The 15,145-nt window shown below is 63.6% G+C and carries 16 protein-coding genes and 1 pseudogene; 7 read left to right on the top strand and 10 right to left on the bottom strand.

Annotation, left to right across the window (positions count from 1 at the left end; translation table 11 throughout):
* Positions 1-38: 38 nt before the first annotated feature.
* The gene (locus NKJ76_RS15230) at positions 39-632 is read left to right on the top strand and encodes a hypothetical protein (RefSeq protein WP_352537780.1); all 594 of its coding nucleotides are present in this window, start codon (positions 39-41) and stop codon (positions 630-632) included.
* 227 nt (positions 633-859) lie between these two features.
* Here the strand turns inward: NKJ76_RS15230 and ppa are convergent, their stop codons facing one another.
* The 7 genes and pseudogenes from ppa to NKJ76_RS15195 all read right to left on the bottom strand — a co-directional run bounded on the left by ppa (position 860) and on the right by NKJ76_RS15195 (position 5,907).
* Positions 860-1,393 (bottom strand): inorganic diphosphatase, encoded by a 534-nt coding sequence (ppa, locus tag NKJ76_RS15225; RefSeq protein WP_023668623.1) that lies wholly within the window; start codon positions 1,391-1,393, stop codon positions 860-862.
* Between the two features lie 123 nt (positions 1,394-1,516).
* Positions 1,517-2,023, bottom strand: a complete 507-nt coding sequence (locus tag NKJ76_RS15220) for a GNAT family N-acetyltransferase (RefSeq protein WP_023688843.1) — start codon at positions 2,021-2,023, stop codon at positions 1,517-1,519.
* 168 nt (positions 2,024-2,191) lie between these two features.
* Positions 2,192-2,830: a TPM domain-containing protein gene (locus tag NKJ76_RS15215; protein ID WP_023668621.1), complete on the bottom strand. Its 639-nt coding sequence runs from the start codon at positions 2,828-2,830 to the stop codon at positions 2,192-2,194.
* 6 nt (positions 2,831-2,836) lie between these two features.
* The gene (locus tag NKJ76_RS15210; RefSeq protein WP_352537779.1) at positions 2,837-3,724 is read right to left on the bottom strand and encodes a TPM domain-containing protein; all 888 of its coding nucleotides are present in this window, start codon (positions 3,722-3,724) and stop codon (positions 2,837-2,839) included.
* A gap of 35 nt (positions 3,725-3,759) precedes the next feature.
* Positions 3,760-4,215: pseudogene (locus NKJ76_RS15205) on the bottom strand (TPM domain-containing protein); the annotation flags it as partial.
* 49 nt (positions 4,216-4,264) lie between these two features.
* The gene (locus NKJ76_RS15200) at positions 4,265-5,035 is read right to left on the bottom strand and encodes a TPM domain-containing protein (RefSeq protein WP_352537881.1); all 771 of its coding nucleotides are present in this window, start codon (positions 5,033-5,035) and stop codon (positions 4,265-4,267) included.
* A 239-nt stretch (positions 5,036-5,274) separates the two neighbouring features.
* Positions 5,275-5,907, bottom strand: a complete 633-nt coding sequence (locus tag NKJ76_RS15195) for a LemA family protein (RefSeq protein WP_023681434.1) — start codon at positions 5,905-5,907, stop codon at positions 5,275-5,277.
* 150 nt (positions 5,908-6,057) lie between these two features.
* Here NKJ76_RS15195 and NKJ76_RS15190 point away from each other — a divergent pair, with 150 nt between their 5' ends.
* The 6 genes from NKJ76_RS15190 (at position 6,058) to NKJ76_RS15165 (ending at position 11,506) form a co-directional block, all read left to right on the top strand.
* Positions 6,058-6,309 carry a hypothetical protein gene (locus tag NKJ76_RS15190; RefSeq protein ID WP_023698736.1) on the top strand — a complete coding sequence of 84 codons (252 nt, stop codon included), beginning with the start codon at positions 6,058-6,060 and terminating at the stop codon, positions 6,307-6,309.
* Positions 6,310-6,442: 133 nt separating this feature from the next.
* Positions 6,443-7,327: a pyridoxal kinase PdxY gene (gene pdxY, locus NKJ76_RS15185; RefSeq protein ID WP_352537778.1), complete on the top strand. Its 885-nt coding sequence runs from the start codon at positions 6,443-6,445 to the stop codon at positions 7,325-7,327.
* Complete coding sequence (locus NKJ76_RS15180; RefSeq protein WP_352537777.1) at positions 7,324-8,088, top strand: DUF429 domain-containing protein; 765 nt, start codon at positions 7,324-7,326, stop codon at positions 8,086-8,088. The genes pdxY and NKJ76_RS15180 overlap by 4 nt, the downstream gene beginning before the upstream one ends.
* Positions 8,089-8,237: 149 nt before the next feature.
* Positions 8,238-8,882: a carbonic anhydrase gene (locus NKJ76_RS15175; RefSeq protein ID WP_023681438.1), complete on the top strand. Its 645-nt coding sequence runs from the start codon at positions 8,238-8,240 to the stop codon at positions 8,880-8,882.
* A gap of 67 nt (positions 8,883-8,949) precedes the next feature.
* Positions 8,950-9,363 carry a hypothetical protein gene (locus tag NKJ76_RS15170; protein WP_023668612.1) on the top strand — a complete coding sequence of 138 codons (414 nt, stop codon included), beginning with the start codon at positions 8,950-8,952 and terminating at the stop codon, positions 9,361-9,363.
* An 88-nt stretch (positions 9,364-9,451) separates the two neighbouring features.
* The gene (locus NKJ76_RS15165) at positions 9,452-11,506 is read left to right on the top strand and encodes a M3 family metallopeptidase (RefSeq protein WP_352537776.1); all 2,055 of its coding nucleotides are present in this window, start codon (positions 9,452-9,454) and stop codon (positions 11,504-11,506) included.
* Positions 11,507-11,665: 159 nt separating this feature from the next.
* On the opposite strand, the gene NKJ76_RS15160 is transcribed toward NKJ76_RS15165, so the two are convergent.
* Genes NKJ76_RS15160 through NKJ76_RS15150 form a run of 3 tightly spaced genes read right to left on the bottom strand, consistent with a single transcriptional unit; the run spans position 11,666 to position 14,857 of the window.
* Positions 11,666-13,141, bottom strand: coding sequence for a M81 family metallopeptidase (locus NKJ76_RS15160; RefSeq protein ID WP_352537775.1), 1,476 nt, complete (start codon positions 13,139-13,141; stop codon positions 11,666-11,668).
* 25 nt (positions 13,142-13,166) lie between these two features.
* Positions 13,167-13,991 carry a carbohydrate ABC transporter permease gene (locus NKJ76_RS15155; RefSeq protein ID WP_352537774.1) on the bottom strand — a complete coding sequence of 275 codons (825 nt, stop codon included), beginning with the start codon at positions 13,989-13,991 and terminating at the stop codon, positions 13,167-13,169.
* The gene (locus tag NKJ76_RS15150; RefSeq protein ID WP_352537773.1) at positions 13,988-14,857 is read right to left on the bottom strand and encodes a carbohydrate ABC transporter permease; all 870 of its coding nucleotides are present in this window, start codon (positions 14,855-14,857) and stop codon (positions 13,988-13,990) included. The genes NKJ76_RS15155 and NKJ76_RS15150 overlap by 4 nt, the downstream gene beginning before the upstream one ends.
* Between the last annotated feature and the right edge of the window lie 288 nt (positions 14,858-15,145).

Here is a 15,145-nt window from a genome sequence, read left to right as displayed (position 1 = left end):
GCCGATAGGCTGGGGCCAACCTCAAGGGAGACGTCCGCATGCGAACCCTGCTGCTTGTTCCATTCGCCCTCGCCGCCCTCTGCCAGGCAGCCCATGCCGATGGCATATCCAGCGTCTACACCGACCTCGATTCGCAAAAGGATTGCGTGACCTATGCGCAGGCCGAGGAAGGCGATGGTGACTGGGCCGAACTCGCCTGCTCCGGCTATCGCGGCTATCCCGTGCTGATCGCCTATGACGATGCGCGTGAATCGCTGTTTTACGGGTTTCCGCCGGGCGGCGAGATGACCTCGGTCTGGGAGAGCTTTTCCGGCCTCAACTCGTCCGGCGCCAAGGTCGAATGGCGCATCGAGACCAAGGGCGAGGTTGCCGTTCCCTTCGCCGTCATCCACCGCCGCTCGATCAGCAATCCCGAGGACGAGAACAAGCCGACCGAAGTGCTGCTGGTCGCCAAGGTCGCCCAGATGGAAGCCCGCGACGGCTGCACCATCGGCCTCGTGCTGGCCACCGGCAACCCGCAGGCCAATGACCAGGCGCGCAAGCTGGCGGACAAGGCGAAGAGTTTCGCCTGTGGCAAGGACAAGCACACCGTCATCGGCAACGTGCCGGCGTTTGGTCGGGTGGATAACTAGCCACGTGGGTGCAAGGCACCCCCCTCTGCCCTGCCGGGCATCTCCCCCTCAAGGGGGGAGATTGGCAGCTTCGCTGGCGGCGCTTTTCTTTCGGCGCTGAAAATTGACGAAAGCCGTTGCGACATCCGATCTCCCCCCTTGAGGGGGAGATCGCCGGCAGGCCAGAGGGGGGTGCCTCGCGCTGGCGTTTGCCGCTTACTTGAACGAGACGCAGGCCTCTCTCGGCGCTACTTCGCCGCCTTCGCCCGTGCGATCGCGTCGACGATCATCTTCTTGGCGTATTTGGAATCGTGCCAGCCTTCGATCTTGACCCATTTGCCGGGCTCGAGATCCTTGTAGTGCTCGAAGAAGTGCTGGACCTGGTCGCGGGTGATCTCGGGCAGCTGCGTGTATTCGGTGACGTTTTCGTAGCGCAGCGTCAGCTTCGGCGACGGCACGGCAATGACCTTCTCGTCCTGGCCGGCATTGTCTTCCATCACCAGCACGCCGATCGGCCGCACATTGATGACGCAGCCCGGCACCAGCGCGCGGGTGTTGCAGACCAGAACGTCGATCGGGTCGCCGTCGCCCGACAACGTGTGCGGCACGAAGCCGTAATTGCCGGGGTAGCGCATCGACGTATGCAGGAAACGGTCGACGAACAGCGTGCCGGCCTCCTTGTCCATCTCGTACTTGATCGGCTCGCCACCGATCGGCACCTCGATGATGACGTTGATGTCCTCGGGCGGGTTCTTTCCGATGGCAATGGCTTCGATTCGCATGGCTTAAATCCCTCTCTCGATGTCCAAGATCGATAGCGGGCGGCGCGGCATGGTGCAATGCGGCGATTGGTGCGAAGCGCTAACGGAAGCGCACGGTTTATGATGATTTGTAACCGAGACCGGTCATTCCCAGACGAAGGCGACCTTCTTGAGCGCCCTCTGCTCGAAAATCTCGACGCCTTCGGCGACGTCACGGCCACCCGCGCCGGCATAGAAGGAAAGTGCGTTCTGGTTGTCTTCCAGCGCCCACACCACCATTCCCTTCAGCCCGTGGTCGGCAAGCCGCGCCCGCGCCGCCTTGAACAGCCGGCTGCCGAGCCCGATGCCCTGATATTCCGGACGCAGGTAAAGTTCGTAGATTTCGCCCTGTTGCTTCAGCTCGCGGGCGCGGTTCTTGCCGATCGTGGCATAGCCGGCGATGGTGCCGCCGATCTCGACCACCAGAACGGTGGCGGCGCGGCGGATGGCGTTGGCCCACCAGTCGGCGCCGCGGCGGTTGATCATCGAGGTCAGCGAGCGATGCGGGATGATGCCGGAATAGGCGCCCTCCCAGGCCAGCTGGTGCACGTCGGCAATGGCGCCGGCGTCGCGCGGTTCGGCTTTCCTGATGTCGATGCTCAGCGTATTCATGATTTGTTAACCATAAACCCGCATCGGCCATTTGCAAGAGTCGAGGTCAGCCCGCCGACCGCTTTCTCACAGCCGATCGCGACACTGCTGACAATGGGCAAAGCCTGCCTGGAAAACGCGCCCAGCCGGCGCGGTCAGGCGTCCGTCCGGGTAGCGCGTGCAGGCTCTTCAGATCTCGACGAGATGATCGTCCAGCTCATTGGCGTCGCCCGACGTCACCGGGAAATGCTCGGCCAGCACCGCGCCGACCTGCCCGATCGCCTTGACGAAGCCGTCGGCGAGCCGGTCGTCACCGGCATGCTGCAGGAGATCGCGCACCACGCCGTCCCAGACATGCTGGCCGACCTTGCTGTCGATGCCCGAATCGGCGACCACTTCGGCATAACGCTCGGCGATCGACACGAAGACCAACACGCCGGTGCGCGCCGTGGTGCGGTGGACATTGCGGGCGAGGAACTGCCTGAGCGCATTGTGATGTGCCGCCTGATAACGCTGCCGGCGCGGCACCAGATGGATGCGCAAGCCCGGCAGCGCCCACAAAAGCACCAACACCGAGGCCAGTGCCAGCAGTTGGACAATGACGAAATGCGGCAGCCGGATCGACAGCCACCAGGCTTCCAGCCCATAAGCGACGGCGAGGCTGGCAATCAGCATGCCCGATGTCGCCATGAAGGCGGCGGGAAAGAAATAGCCGTCGCTGGCATGCGCAACGACGCAGTAGATCTCGCCGTCGGTTTTGGCCTCGGCCGCGCGGATCGCGGTGGCGATGCGCTCATGGTCCTGTGGGCTGATCGGTCGTGTTGCCATCTTCTCTCACCAGCTCCCTGAAGACCCGCCACCGCCAGACGAACCGCCGCCGCCTGAAAACCCGCCGCTGCTTGAGCCCGAAGACCAGCTGCTGCCCGAACTTCCCGATGACCATCCGCTGCCCGACGACGAACTTGTTGTCCAGCTGCTGGAGCCCGAGGACGATCCGCTCGGCCCCTGGCCGTAGCGAAAGGTCATGCCCAGCCATTTATACACGCCCGGCGACAGCTTGGTGCCGAAGATCGGCGGCAGGAAGGCCATCGCCAGGCCGCCGAAGAACATCGCCGCCCACAGGATCAGGAAGACCGCGACGACGGGATCGATGGGCGTGCTGCGGTCGGCCGGGTTGCGCTTGCCGCGCGCCTCCAGTTCTTCCGGGTTGCCTTCCAGCACCATGACCATGTCGTCGACGGCCTTGGAAATGCCGCCGGAGAAATCACCGGCGCGGAACGCCGGCACCATGTCGTTTTCGATGATCAGTTTGGTGTGCAGGTCGGTCAGCGTGCCTTCCAGCCCGTAGCCGACCTCGATGCGCATCTTGTGGTCGTTCTTGGCCACCAGCAGAAGCACGCCGTTGTTTTCGCCGGCCTGGCCGAGTTTCCAAGAGCGGAACAGCCGGTTGGCGTAGGGTTCGATCTCCTCGCCGTCGAGGCTGTTGATCGTGGCGACGACGATCTGGTCGGAGCCTTTGGTCTCGAAATCCGCGAGCTTCTGAGTCAGTGCCGCCTTGGTCGCGGCGTCGATAATACCGGCATTGTCGACCACCCGCCCGGTGAGTGCCGGCAGGTCTGCCGCCAAGGCTACAAACAGCATGGTGAGCATCGTCAACAGGGCGATGCCGATCGTCGCGGCTGCGCGGCCAGGTCTTGGCGGATTGAAGACGCGTACTGTCATGCCGTCACCAGTTCCCCTCAACCACCATGACTGTCCTCAATCACCATGATCATGTCGTCGACCGCTTTGGAAATACCGCCGGAGAAATCCCCGGCGCGGAAGGCCGGCACCATGCCTTCAATGATCCGTGTGGCGTGCTGGTTGGTGAGCGTGGCTTCCAGCCCGTGGCCGACCTCGATGCGCATCTTGCGGTCGTTCACGGCCACCAGCAGAAGCACGCCATTGTTCTTGGCCTTCTGGCCGAGCTTCCAAGCGTTGAACAGCCGGGTGGCGTAAGGCTCGATCTCCTCGCCGTCGAGGCTGGGAACCGTCGCGACGACGATCTGGTCGGAGCCTTTGGTCTCGAAATCGGCCAGTCTTTGGGTGAGCGCCGCCTCGGTCGCGGCATCGATGATGTCGGCATTGTCTACCACGCGTCCCGCGAGGGCGGGCAGCTCCGCTGCCAGCGCCGCGACGCTGACGAGCAAGACCAGCAAGGCAGCGCCGGTCATCGTGGCGAAGCGGCCATGCCAGGGATTGGCGATGCGTGTGGTCATCTCTTCACCAGCTTCCCGAGGAGCCGCCGCCGCCGGACGAACCGCCGCCGCCGGAAAAGCCGCCACCACCGCTTGAACCCGACGACCAGCCGCCCCCGCCCGAAGACCCGCCGCCGCTGGACGACCGCCGGCCCGGCTCGAATGTCATGCCGAGCCAGCGATAGCGGCCGGGACCGAGCTTTCTGCCGAAGATCGGCGGCAGGATGGAGGCAGCCATGCTGCCGAGGAAGATGATCGCCCAGATGCTGATGAAGACGGCGAAGAACAGATTGTCGGTATTGATGGGCGGGTTCTGGTTGCGCTCGCCGCGCGCCTCCAATTCCTCCGGATTGCCTTCCAGCACCATCACCATGTCGTCGACGGCCTTGGAAATGCCGCCGGAGAAATCGCCGGCGCGGAACGCCGGCACCAAGTCGTTTTCGATGATCAGCTTGGTGTGCAAATCGGTCAGCGTGCCTTCCAGCCCATAGCCGACCTCGATGCGCATCTTGCGGTCGTTCGGCGCCACCAGCAGCAGCACGCCGTTGTTTTCCTTGGCCTGGCCGAGCTTCCAGAAGCGGAACAGCCGGTTGGCGTAAGGCTCAATCTCCTCGCCGTCGAGGCTGGGGATGGTTGCGACGACGATCTGGTCGGAGCCTCTGGTCTCGAAGTCGGCGAGTTTCTGGGTGAGCGCGGCTTTGGTGCCTGCATTGATGATTCCGGCATTGTCGACGACGCGGCCGGTCAGCGCGGGGAGGTCGGCGGCGAAGGCGGTGAGGGGCAGGAAGACGGCCAGAAAGGCGAGAAGAACACCAAGGTTGGCGTTCCTTCGCGTCCCCCTCTGTCCTGCCGGACATCTCCCCCTCGAGGGGGGAGATTGGCAATCTCGCTGCCGACGCTCAGCCGGCAACGCTGATAATTGGCGCAAGGACAGAAGACAGCTGATCTCCCCCCTTGAGGGGGAGATGTCCGGCAGGACAGAGGGGGGTGTGAAGGAACGCAAGGCTGGCAAAGGCCAAGCTCACCCAGACGTCATCACCCGCCCTGCTTCGTGCCGAAATCGACCTTCGGCGGCTGCATCTTGTCTTCTTCGACGGTGAAGTTGGCGAAGGGCTCGTTGCTGCGGAACCAGAAGGTTGCCCATAGCACCGACGGAAAGGTCCTCAGCGTCAGATTGTAATCCTTGACCGCCAGGATGTAGTCGCGCCGCGCCACGGCGATACGGTTCTCGGTGCCTTCGAGCTGCGCCTGCAGCGCCAGGAAATTCTGGTTGGCCTTGAGGTCGGGATAGGCCTCCGACACCGCGATCAGCCGCGACAGCGCGCTGGTCAGCCCTGATTGCGCATCCTGGAACTTCTTGAGCGCTTCGGGGTCCTTCAGCGTTTCCGGCGTCACCGTGATCTGCGTTGCCTTGGCGCGCGCCTCGACCACCGCATCGAGCGTGTCCTTTTCATGCGAGGCATAGCCCTTCACCGTCTCGACCAAATTGGGAATGAGGTCGGACCGACGCTGATACTGGTTCAGCACCTCGCTCCATGCCGCCTTGGCGTTTTCCTCCGCCGTCGGGATGGTGTTGAAGCCGCAGCCGGCGAGCAGAGGCAGCACGACGGCCATCATCAGCACGGCCGGCAGACTGCGGAAAGGGAAGGCAAGGCGCTGGGCAAACATGGTGAGGTCCCTCGACAGAAGTTGCATGCGAAGCATTAGCACAATCCGCGCTCAAGAAAATGTCTGCCGCTGGCGCGCATTCATGCGCCGGCGAGGCCCTGTGATTGATCGCGCGAACACGGTATGGTTGCCGGCAAACAGGACAGGACCATGGCGGAAGGCCGCGACGATGACAGCGAATCGCGCCGCATTATCGAGCGCGTGGCGAACGAGGGCGGCCTTGGCGGCGCATCGCTGGTGTCACGGGCAGCGAAAGGCGCGCGCGATCATGTTACCGCAGCGGAGGCCGACCGATCCGATCCGATCGAGGTCTGGGGCACCCGCATCGGTCGCGCACTTGGGCTCATCGTCGCCCTCGGCCTTTTGATCTGGCTCGTGTACTACGTCTCCCGGGGTAGCTAGACCATGATCCTGACAAGTAGGAACCGGTTTTCTCGGACAAACGGGAACCGTTTTGTCCGGAGATCATCCTCCAACCAAAGAGATAGATCAGGATGACGATTCAACGAAAAATGATCCGTATCTAGGATTTTCCATGAACAGCGAAAAAGCCGACGCGCCGCGCGCGGTCATCGTCATTTCCAGCCATGTCGCCCGCGGCTCGGTCGGTAACCGCGCCGCCGTGTTTGCGCTGGAGACGCTGGGCTTTCCGGTGTGGGCGGTACCGACGGTCATCTTGCCCTGGCATCCGGGCCATGGCCGCGCCACGCGCATCGTGCCGCCGCTCGACCAGTTCAAGGCGCTGATGGCCGATCTCGAGCGCGCGCCCTGGCTGGGTGAGGTCGGTGCGGTGCTGTCGGGCTATCTCGGCGAGGCCGGCCAGGCCGACGCCGTCGCTTCGCTGGTCGCGGCCATCAAGGCCAAGACGGCGGACGCGATCTATATATGCGATCCGGTGATGGGCGATTCCGGCGGGCTCTACGTGCCCGAGCTGACGGCCGCCGCCATGCGTGATCGACTGATGCCGATCGCCGACATCGCCACCCCCAACCGCTATGAGCTGGAGTGGATGGCCGGCGCGCCCTTGCCCGATCTGAAATCCGTGATCTCGGCCGCCCTCCATGCCGGACCGTCAACAATGCTGGTGACGTCGGCACAGTCGATGATGACCGGCGGCACCGGCAATCTGCTGCTTGACGGCACCCAGGCGCTGCTGTCCGAACACCGCCTCATCGACAAGCCGCCGAATGGCCTCGGCGACCTGACTGCGGCCGTCTACCTCGCCCGCATCCTGTCGGGGCAGCCGCCGATCAAGGCGCTGCAATCGACCACCGCCGCCGTCTACGAAATCCTGGCGCGAACCGCCAAGCGTGGCGGCGACGAGCTGCAGCTTGAAACCGATGCCCAGAGCCTGTCGCACCCGATGGCGATGGTGCAGCTGCGCCACCTCACCCATCCGGGGCGGGACCGCCGGGCGTGACCTCGACCGTGGTCGTCGGCGTAGACGGCTGCAAGGCCGGCTGGATCGCCGTCCGCCGCGATCTGGACGCCGCGCCGTCAGTCCGCGTCTTTCCCAGCTTTGCGGCCCTGCTCGACGCCTTGCCCGCCGATGCGACAGTGGCCGTCGACATGCCGATCGGCCTGCCGGACGTCTCGCAAAGAGGCGGGCGCGGGCCGGAGACCTTGGTACGGCCAATGCTCGGAGCACGGCAATCCAGCGTCTTCTCTATCCCGTCCCGCGCGGCCCTCTACGCCGACATCAGCGACTTCACCACGGTCGAGGCCTGGTATGAGGCGCATCGGCGCGCCAGCGAGGTGGCCAGGGCGACCTCCGATCCGCCACGCGGCGTCTCGATCCAGGCCTTCGGCATCTTTGCCAAGATACGCGAGATCGACGCGCTGCTGATCGCACGTCCGCAACTGCGCCGCCGCGTCTTCGAATCGCACCCCGAAGCGGCCTTCTGCCGGCTGAACGGCGAAAAACCGATGACGCTGCCGAAGAAGATCAAGGGCGCAGTCAATCCTGCCGGGATGGAAGAGCGCAAGGCACTGCTCTGCCGGCACGGCTATACCAGAGCTTTCCTTGGCCAGCCGCCGCAACGCGGTGCTGCCGCCGACGATTTCCTCGACGCCGCAGCGATGATGCTGATTGCCGGACGCATTGCCGGCGGCGAGGCAAAGCCGTTTCCCGACCCGCCGCTTGCCGACCGTTTGGGCATTCCCCTGGCGATCTGGGCGTGAGGCAAGCGGCGAGCCATGCGTGCGGCATGGCGATTTGCGACGAAGCCATCCGCAATTCGGCATTGCCCGCGACGGGCATTTGCCGTTAGAGCCTTTCTAACTTGAAATGAGCTGCCGTCGCTAACCCCGAAAGGCTTCATCCCTAGCCCATGCCCCATCTCCCCGAACATCTTTGGACCGGCTACCGCAACTTCATGAATGGCCGCTATCTCACCGAGAGCGGACGCTATCGCGAGCTCGCCCGCGAAGGGCAGGCGCCCGAAACCATGATCGTTGCCTGCTGCGATTCCCGCTCTGCCCCCGAGGCGATCTTCGACGCCGGTCCGGGCGAACTGTTCGTCCTGCGCAATGTCGGCAATCTGGTGCCGCCCTATGCGCCGGACGGCGAGTTCCACTCGACCTCGGCCGCGCTCGAATTCGCCGTGCAGAGCCTGAAGGTTAAAAACATCGTGGTGATGGGCCATGGCCGCTGCGGCGGCATCCGCGCCGCGCTCGACACCAATTCGGCGCCGCTGTCGCCCGGCGACTTCATCGGCAAATGGATGAGCCTGATCGCGCCGGCGGCCGAAACCGTTTCGTCCAGCACGTTCATGACGGCAACCGAACGGCAGACGGCGCTGGAGCGTATTTCCATCCGCTATTCGATCGCCAATCTCAGGACCTTCCCTTGCGTCTCCATCCTCGAAGGCAAGGGGCGGCTGTCGCTGCATGGCGCCTGGTTCGACATCTCGACAGGCGAGCTCTGGGTGATGAACAAGGACACTGGCGACTTCGAGCGGCCGGATTTGACGTAGACCCATGATCCCGAAAAGTGGGAACCGGTTTTCGGATAAGGGCATGGTCAAATAAGAGGAGGGAAGAATGCGGGTTTGGCGTGCGATCGCTTTCGCCGTAGCGGCGCTGCTGATTTCGCTCGTCCCTGCCCGCTCCGATGACGGCGCCATTATCGACCGCTGGTATTCGGCGCTGCTGGTCGCCGATCGCACCGAATTGTCGGACCTGCTCGCCGACGATGTCCGCATCAAGCTCGACGATCTCGGCGTCGTGCAGTCGAAGCAGGAGTTCATCGCGTCGATCGACGAATGGAAGGGCGCGGTCGCCGGCGCCGCAATCCGGCATCGCGTCGAAAAGAGCGAGGCCGGCGTCACCACTGTCATCGCCTGCTATGATTTCCCCAACAATGACATGCTGATGCAGGAAACGTTCGCCGTCACCGGCAACCGCATCACCGCCAGTTCGCAAGCGGCGATCGCGGAAAATTGCGACGGCTTCTGACGCGGGCTTGAACGGCCGCGCTGTTGCGCCGCGCCAGTCATCGCCCTACATCGGTCAGCAAGCTCCGCCAATCATCGAAAGATCCCCCATGCCGTCCACGAAAACCGTCGATCTCGCCGCCCATCCGCTGACCAAATGGCAAGGGCCGCTCGGCCTGCCGGATTTTGCCAGCATCGGCGACGATGATTTCTCCTCGGTGTTCGACGCGGCGCTGAAGGCACATGAGGCCGAAATCGATGCGATCGCCGGCAACAAGGATGCGCCGACCATCGAGAATACGCTGGCAGCCCTCGAGCTCGCCGGTGAGCCGCTAGACCATGTTTCGTCGATCTTCTGGTGCCGGGCCGGCGCCCACACCAACGATGCGATCCAGGCGCTGGAGCGTGAGATCTCGCCGAAGATGTCGCGGCATTTCTCGGCGATCTCGATGAACGAGAAACTGTTTGCCCGCATCGACGACCTCTACCAGCGCCGGGAGACGCTAAAACTCGACGCCGAGACGCTGCGGGTGCTGGAGAAGACCTGGAAAGGCTTTGTGCGATCGGGCGCAAAACTCGACGCCGACGGCAAGAAGCGGCTGGCCAACATCAGCGAGGAGCTGTCCTCGCTCGGCACCACTTTCGGCCAGAACGTGCTGGCCGACGAGCGCGACTGGGCGCTGTTCCTCGACGAGGCTGATCTTGCCGGCCTTCCGGACTTCGTGAAGAGTTCGATGGCCGAAGCCGCCGAGACGCGCGGCCAGAAGGGCCGCTACGCCGTCACTTTGTCGCGCTCAATCTATGAGCCGTTCACGACCTTTTCTGAACGCCGCGATCTGCGCGAGACCGCTTTCCGCGCCTTCACCATGCGCGGCCAGAATGGCGGCGCCAGCGACAACACCGCAGTGGTGCGCGACATGCTGAAATTGCGCGCCGAAAAGGCCAGGCTGCTCGGCTATGCCTCGTTCGCCGCGCTGAAGCTCGACGACACCATGGCCAAGACGCCGAAGGCGGTGCACGACCTCCTCGACCCGGTCTGGGAGAAAGCGCTGGAGAAGGCCGCCGCCGACCAGAAGGAGCTGGAGCGGCTGTCGACCAAGGCAGGCAGCAACGAAAAATTCGCCGCCTGGGACTGGCGCTTCTACCAGGAGAAATTGCGCGCCGAAAAATTCGACTTCGACGAGGCGGAACTGAAACCCTATCTGCAACTCGACCGGGTCATCGACGCCTGCTTCGACGTCGCCACAAAACTGTTCGGCATCACTTTCGAGGAGAAGAAGGGCATCGCCGCCTGGCATCCCGACGCGCGCGTCTTCGTGGTGAAGAACGCCGATGGCAGCGAGCGCGGCCTGTTCCTCGCCGACTATTTCGCCCGATCCTCGAAGCGTTCTGGCGCCTGGATGAGCGCGCTGAAGTCTGGCTACAAGCTTGGGGATGGCTCAAAGCCGGTGATCTATAACATCATGAACTTCGCCAAGCCGCCGGCGGGGGAAGCGGCGCTGCTGTCGGTCGATGAGGCCAAGACCCTGTTCCACGAATTCGGCCATGCTTTGCACGGCATGCTGACCGACGTCACCTGGCCGTCGGTGGCGGGCACCTCGGTTTCCCGCGATTTCGTCGAACTGCCTTCGCAGCTCTACGAGCACTGGCTGACGGTGCCCGCAGTGCTGGAAAAGCATGCGCTGCATGTTAAGACCGGCAAGCCGATGCCGAAGTCGCTGCTCGACAAGATGCTGGCCGCCCGCACGTTCGGCGCCGGTTTCGCCACGGTCGAGTTCACAGCGTCGGCGCTGATCGACATGGCGTATCACGCGCGGCCGGATGCGCCGGCGGAACCGCTGCGTTTCGAAGCCGAAACGCTGGAAAAGCTTGATATGCCCGACACCATCGCCATGCGTCATCGCACCCCGCATTTCGGCCATATCTTCTCAGGCGACGGTTATTCAGCCGGCTACTATTCCTACATGTGGTCGGAAGTGCTCGACGCCGACGCCTTCGCCGCCTTCGAGGAGACCGGCGATCCCTTCAACCCGGCGCTGGCGGAACGGCTTCGGAAGAATATCTATGCCGCCGGCGGGTCGAAGGATCCGGAGGAGCTGTACACGGCGTTCCGCGGCAAGATGCCTTCGCCGGAAGCGATGATGGTGAAGCGGGGATTGGTGTAGCGCGGCTTTCCCTTCTCCCCCTGTGGGAGAAGGTGGATCGGCGCGAAGCGCCGAGACGGATGAGGGGTGTTCCAGGGAACGCCGACGCCTCACTCCGCTGGAACACCCCTCATCCGTCGCCTGCGGCGACACCTTCTCCCACAAGGGGAGAAGGTGAGCCTATACTGCCCAAGGATCCGCCACCCTGGGCCACACCGGCCGCGTCAATTTCTTGTAATCCGTCACCGCCGGATTGCTCGGATACGAACTCGGCGCTGAGACATAAATAATCTCCGCCGCGATCCGTTCAAAGCCGGCGTAGAAATGGTTGGTCGACTTGATCAGCAATATGTCCTTCGACAACGGATCGACGCCGATGTTGGAGAAAATATCCGGCTCGAAGGTCTGCGTGCGGTTGGTGTTGAGGATGATGTCGACCTCCGTGCCCTCGATGCGCACCAGCGCCGTTGGTCCGAGCGTCACCCGGCTCGGCCCGAAGCTCTGCCAGCCCTCGGGGACGGCTTTCAACACCTTGACGCGCGCATCGATCGGTTCGCCGGCCAGCGGCCCGGCCTTGCCGCCGAAGCGCAGGTCGATGACGGCGCCTTCGCCTGCCGCCTGGCAAAATGTGACGGCGATCGGGTCCCAGATCGTCGCCACGCCAAAATTGTCAACGCCCTGTTCCAACATGGCGCGCAGCACAACGGTACCGTCGCCGGCGACGCCACCGCCGGGATTGTCCCAGATGTCGGCAATCACAACCGGCTTGCCGGGGTTTCCCTTGCGCACGGCCAGTGCCCGCGCGATGCCATCCTCGGTGTTCAGCATCGTCATCGCCGTCCTTTCGCGTATGGCGTAAAGCTCGCGCCCGAGCCTCTCCGCCAGCGCATCGCCCTTGGCCTTGTCATTGTCGGTCACGACCAGGATGCGCGTGCCCATTTCCGGCACGTCCGCCGCCATGAAGCCGTGGATGACCGAGACCGACAGCACGCCGTGCTTGCCGTGCAGCGCCTTGATGCGGTCGACGAAGGAGCGCATCGGCTCGCGGCTGGTCGGCAGCACCTGGATCATGCGGCAGTCGAAGGTCGAGATCACCGGCTTGATCTCGTCGCGCGCCGCCGCCAATCCAAGCTCGACGACATGTTCGCCGCGCTCATAGAAGTCGGTGTGCGGGAATTCGAGGAAATAGGCCATGACATTGCATGCCGCGACGCGCTTTGGGGTCAGATGACTGTGCGGGTCGAGCTCCACCGCGATCACCACGTCGGGCCCGACGATTGCGCGAACCCGTTCCAGCAGATCGCCTTCGCAATCGTCATAGCCTTGCGCCACCATGGCGCCGTGCAGGCCGAGGATGACGGCGCCGACCGGCAAGGCTGCCTTCAACTGGCCGAGAATCTCGTCGCGCAACGCCTCATAGGTCTGCCGCTGCACCAGCCCGCCCGGCTCCGCCCAGGTGGCGGTGCCTTCGATGACGGTCAGCCCTTCGGCAGCCGCACGCCGGCGCAGCGCGACCATCGGCGAGGAGCACAAGGTCGGCGTGTCTGGATGCTTGCCCGGCCCGGCATAGAACGCCATCTCGAACGACGCCCGGTCGGTCGGCACCGGCGAGAAGGTGTTGGTTTCGGTCGCCAGCGAGGCGGTGAAGATGCGCATGAAAGCTCCGTTGTGAATGGCGCCGTTATTTGACCGCCCCGAGCGCCAGCCCGCGGACGAGATAGCGCTGCAGCCAGATGAACAGAATCGCCACCGGCAGCGTCGCCAGCAGCGTCGCCGCCATTACATGGTGCCATTCGATCGTGTAGCGGCCGGCGACCAGCGAGAACACCTGGATCGGCAGCGTGTAACTTTCCTGGCTGCGCAGCATTGTGAGCGCAACGACGAACTCATTCCAGGCGTTGATGAAGGTGAAGATGGCGGTGACCGCGATTGCCGGCAGGCAAAGCGGCAGAAACACTTTTCGCAAGGTCAGCCAGCGGCCGGTGCCCTCCATCCACGCTGCTTCCTCGAGATCGCGCGGGATGGTGTCGAAATAACTCTGCAGCATCCACACGGTGAAGGCGACGTTGAAAGCCATGTAGATGACGCCGAGCGCCGTCGTCGATTCGATCAGGCCCCAGGCGGCCATCAGCCGGAACAGGCCAAGCACCAGCACGATCGGCGAGATCATCTGCGAGATCAGCAGGAACTGGCGGAAGGCGCCATACCCGGCAAAGCGAAACCGCGACATGGCATAGGCGGCCGGCACCGAGATCAGGATGGCGCCGACGGTGGCGATAACCGAGACATAGAGCGAATTGGCTAACGCCTGGCCGAATCCCGTCGCCACCCACATGTCGGCAAAATTCGACCAGTGGAATTCGCTTGGCCACCAGGTCGGCGACAGCACCTCCTGCCGCGGCTTGACCGCGGTCAAAAACATCACCGCGAAGGGGAAGATCGTCACCACGAGCAGCGGCGAAAGCAGCAGCCAGGCGATGATCGTGCGCTTCAGCTTGGGCGTCATGTACGCTGCTCCCGCATGGCGAGGCGCACATAGATCATGGTGAAGATCAAAAGGATGGCGAACATCAGCAGCGATACCGCCGAGGCCTCTCCAAGCTTGCCGATGCGGAAGGCCAGTTTGTAGAGGTGGGTGACCAATATGTCGGTCGAGTTGGCCGGCCCGCCCTGCGTCATCACCCAGATGATCGGGAAGGAATTGAAGACGTAGATGGTGTTGAGCACGATGGCGATGTTGATGAACGGCTTCAGCAGCGGAAAGGTGATCTCGCGAAACTGCTGCAGCGGCGTCGCCCCTTCCAGGGCGGCCGCCTCGTATAGATCGTCCGGGATTGATGACAAGCCGCCGAGGAAGATCGTGGTGGTGAAGGGCACCGTCACCAATATGCCGATCAGCACCTGCATCGGAAAGGCGGTCTCGGCGCGCGCTAGCCACTGGATGTTTTCATGGATCAGGCCGAGCCCGATCAGCGCCGAATTCAGCATCCCGCTTTCGCCGTTGAGCGCCCAGCGCCAGACCACCGCCGTCATCGTCAGCGACACCGCCCAGGGCAGCATGATGATGACGCGGGCAATGCCGCGGCCGTAGAAATCGGTATTGAGGATCATCGCCACGGGAACGGACAACAGCAGCGCGCCGCCGACCACCAGCACGGTCCATACGCCGGTGCGCCAGAGTGCCGCCAGGAAATCGGGATCGGCGAGGAAGGCGGAATAATTGGCGAAATCGTTGAAGTCCCGCAGCTGCCCAAAACGGCTGACATCATGCGTCGATATCTGGATCAGGTCCCAGACCGGCCAGAAGATGACGACTGCGGCCAGAAACAGGCTGGGCAAGGTCAAGAGATAGGGCAGGTAGCGATTTTGCATCGGCCGGATTCGTACCGCGTTGGACATAAGTGGCGCTGGCGTGCCAGCTCGGATCAATCTCGCATATCGGTCTAAGGCAGCGCTTCAGGGTTTGAATCTCCTGCGGACGTTTGCGCTGTCCCTCACCTGCCTGCCCATCCTCCGCAACGGTTGCGGAAGGGAGCCCTTCCTCTCCCCCGTCGATCGGGGGAGAGGTGGGGCGCGAAGAAACAAAGAAGAGGGGGGGAGGGACGGGGGGGGCGAGGCGGGGGTGTATGCACCAATGGCGGGCCGACGTGGGTGCTTTTG

This window comes from Mesorhizobium sp. M0029 (assembly GCF_040323735.1).
GTDB lineage: Bacteria > Pseudomonadota > Alphaproteobacteria > Rhizobiales > Rhizobiaceae > Mesorhizobium.
The sequence above is the reverse complement of the archived record's forward strand: the minus strand, read 5'-3'. Positions and strand labels throughout refer to the sequence as shown.

What these genes read in the sequence shown, in the direction of transcription:
- NKJ76_RS15230 (WP_352537780.1), top strand. Translation starts at nt 39, where the DNA reads ATGCGAACCCTGCTGCTTGTTCCATTCGCCCTCGCCGCCCTCTGCCAG.
- NKJ76_RS15220 (WP_023688843.1), bottom strand. Translation starts at nt 2,023, where the DNA reads ATGAATACGCTGAGCATCGACATCAGGAAAGCCGAACCGCGCGACGCC.
- pdxY (WP_352537778.1), top strand. Translation starts at nt 6,443, where the DNA reads ATGAACAGCGAAAAAGCCGACGCGCCGCGCGCGGTCATCGTCATTTCC.
- NKJ76_RS15195 (WP_023681434.1), bottom strand. Translation starts at nt 5,907, where the DNA reads ATGTTTGCCCAGCGCCTTGCCTTCCCTTTCCGCAGTCTGCCGGCCGTG.
- NKJ76_RS15150 (WP_352537773.1), bottom strand. Translation starts at nt 14,857, where the DNA reads ATGCAAAATCGCTACCTGCCCTATCTCTTGACCTTGCCCAGCCTGTTT.
- NKJ76_RS15215 (WP_023668621.1), bottom strand. Translation starts at nt 2,830, where the DNA reads ATGGCAACACGACCGATCAGCCCACAGGACCATGAGCGCATCGCCACC.
- NKJ76_RS15175 (WP_023681438.1), top strand. Translation starts at nt 8,238, where the DNA reads ATGCCCCATCTCCCCGAACATCTTTGGACCGGCTACCGCAACTTCATG.
- NKJ76_RS15170 (WP_023668612.1), top strand. Translation starts at nt 8,950, where the DNA reads ATGCGGGTTTGGCGTGCGATCGCTTTCGCCGTAGCGGCGCTGCTGATT.
- ppa (WP_023668623.1), bottom strand. Translation starts at nt 1,393, where the DNA reads ATGCGAATCGAAGCCATTGCCATCGGAAAGAACCCGCCCGAGGACATC.
- NKJ76_RS15190 (WP_023698736.1), top strand. Translation starts at nt 6,058, where the DNA reads ATGGCGGAAGGCCGCGACGATGACAGCGAATCGCGCCGCATTATCGAG.
- NKJ76_RS15155 (WP_352537774.1), bottom strand. Translation starts at nt 13,991, where the DNA reads ATGACGCCCAAGCTGAAGCGCACGATCATCGCCTGGCTGCTGCTTTCG.
- NKJ76_RS15165 (WP_352537776.1), top strand. Translation starts at nt 9,452, where the DNA reads ATGCCGTCCACGAAAACCGTCGATCTCGCCGCCCATCCGCTGACCAAA.
- NKJ76_RS15210 (WP_352537779.1), bottom strand. Translation starts at nt 3,724, where the DNA reads ATGACAGTACGCGTCTTCAATCCGCCAAGACCTGGCCGCGCAGCCGCG.
- NKJ76_RS15160 (WP_352537775.1), bottom strand. Translation starts at nt 13,141, where the DNA reads ATGCGCATCTTCACCGCCTCGCTGGCGACCGAAACCAACACCTTCTCG.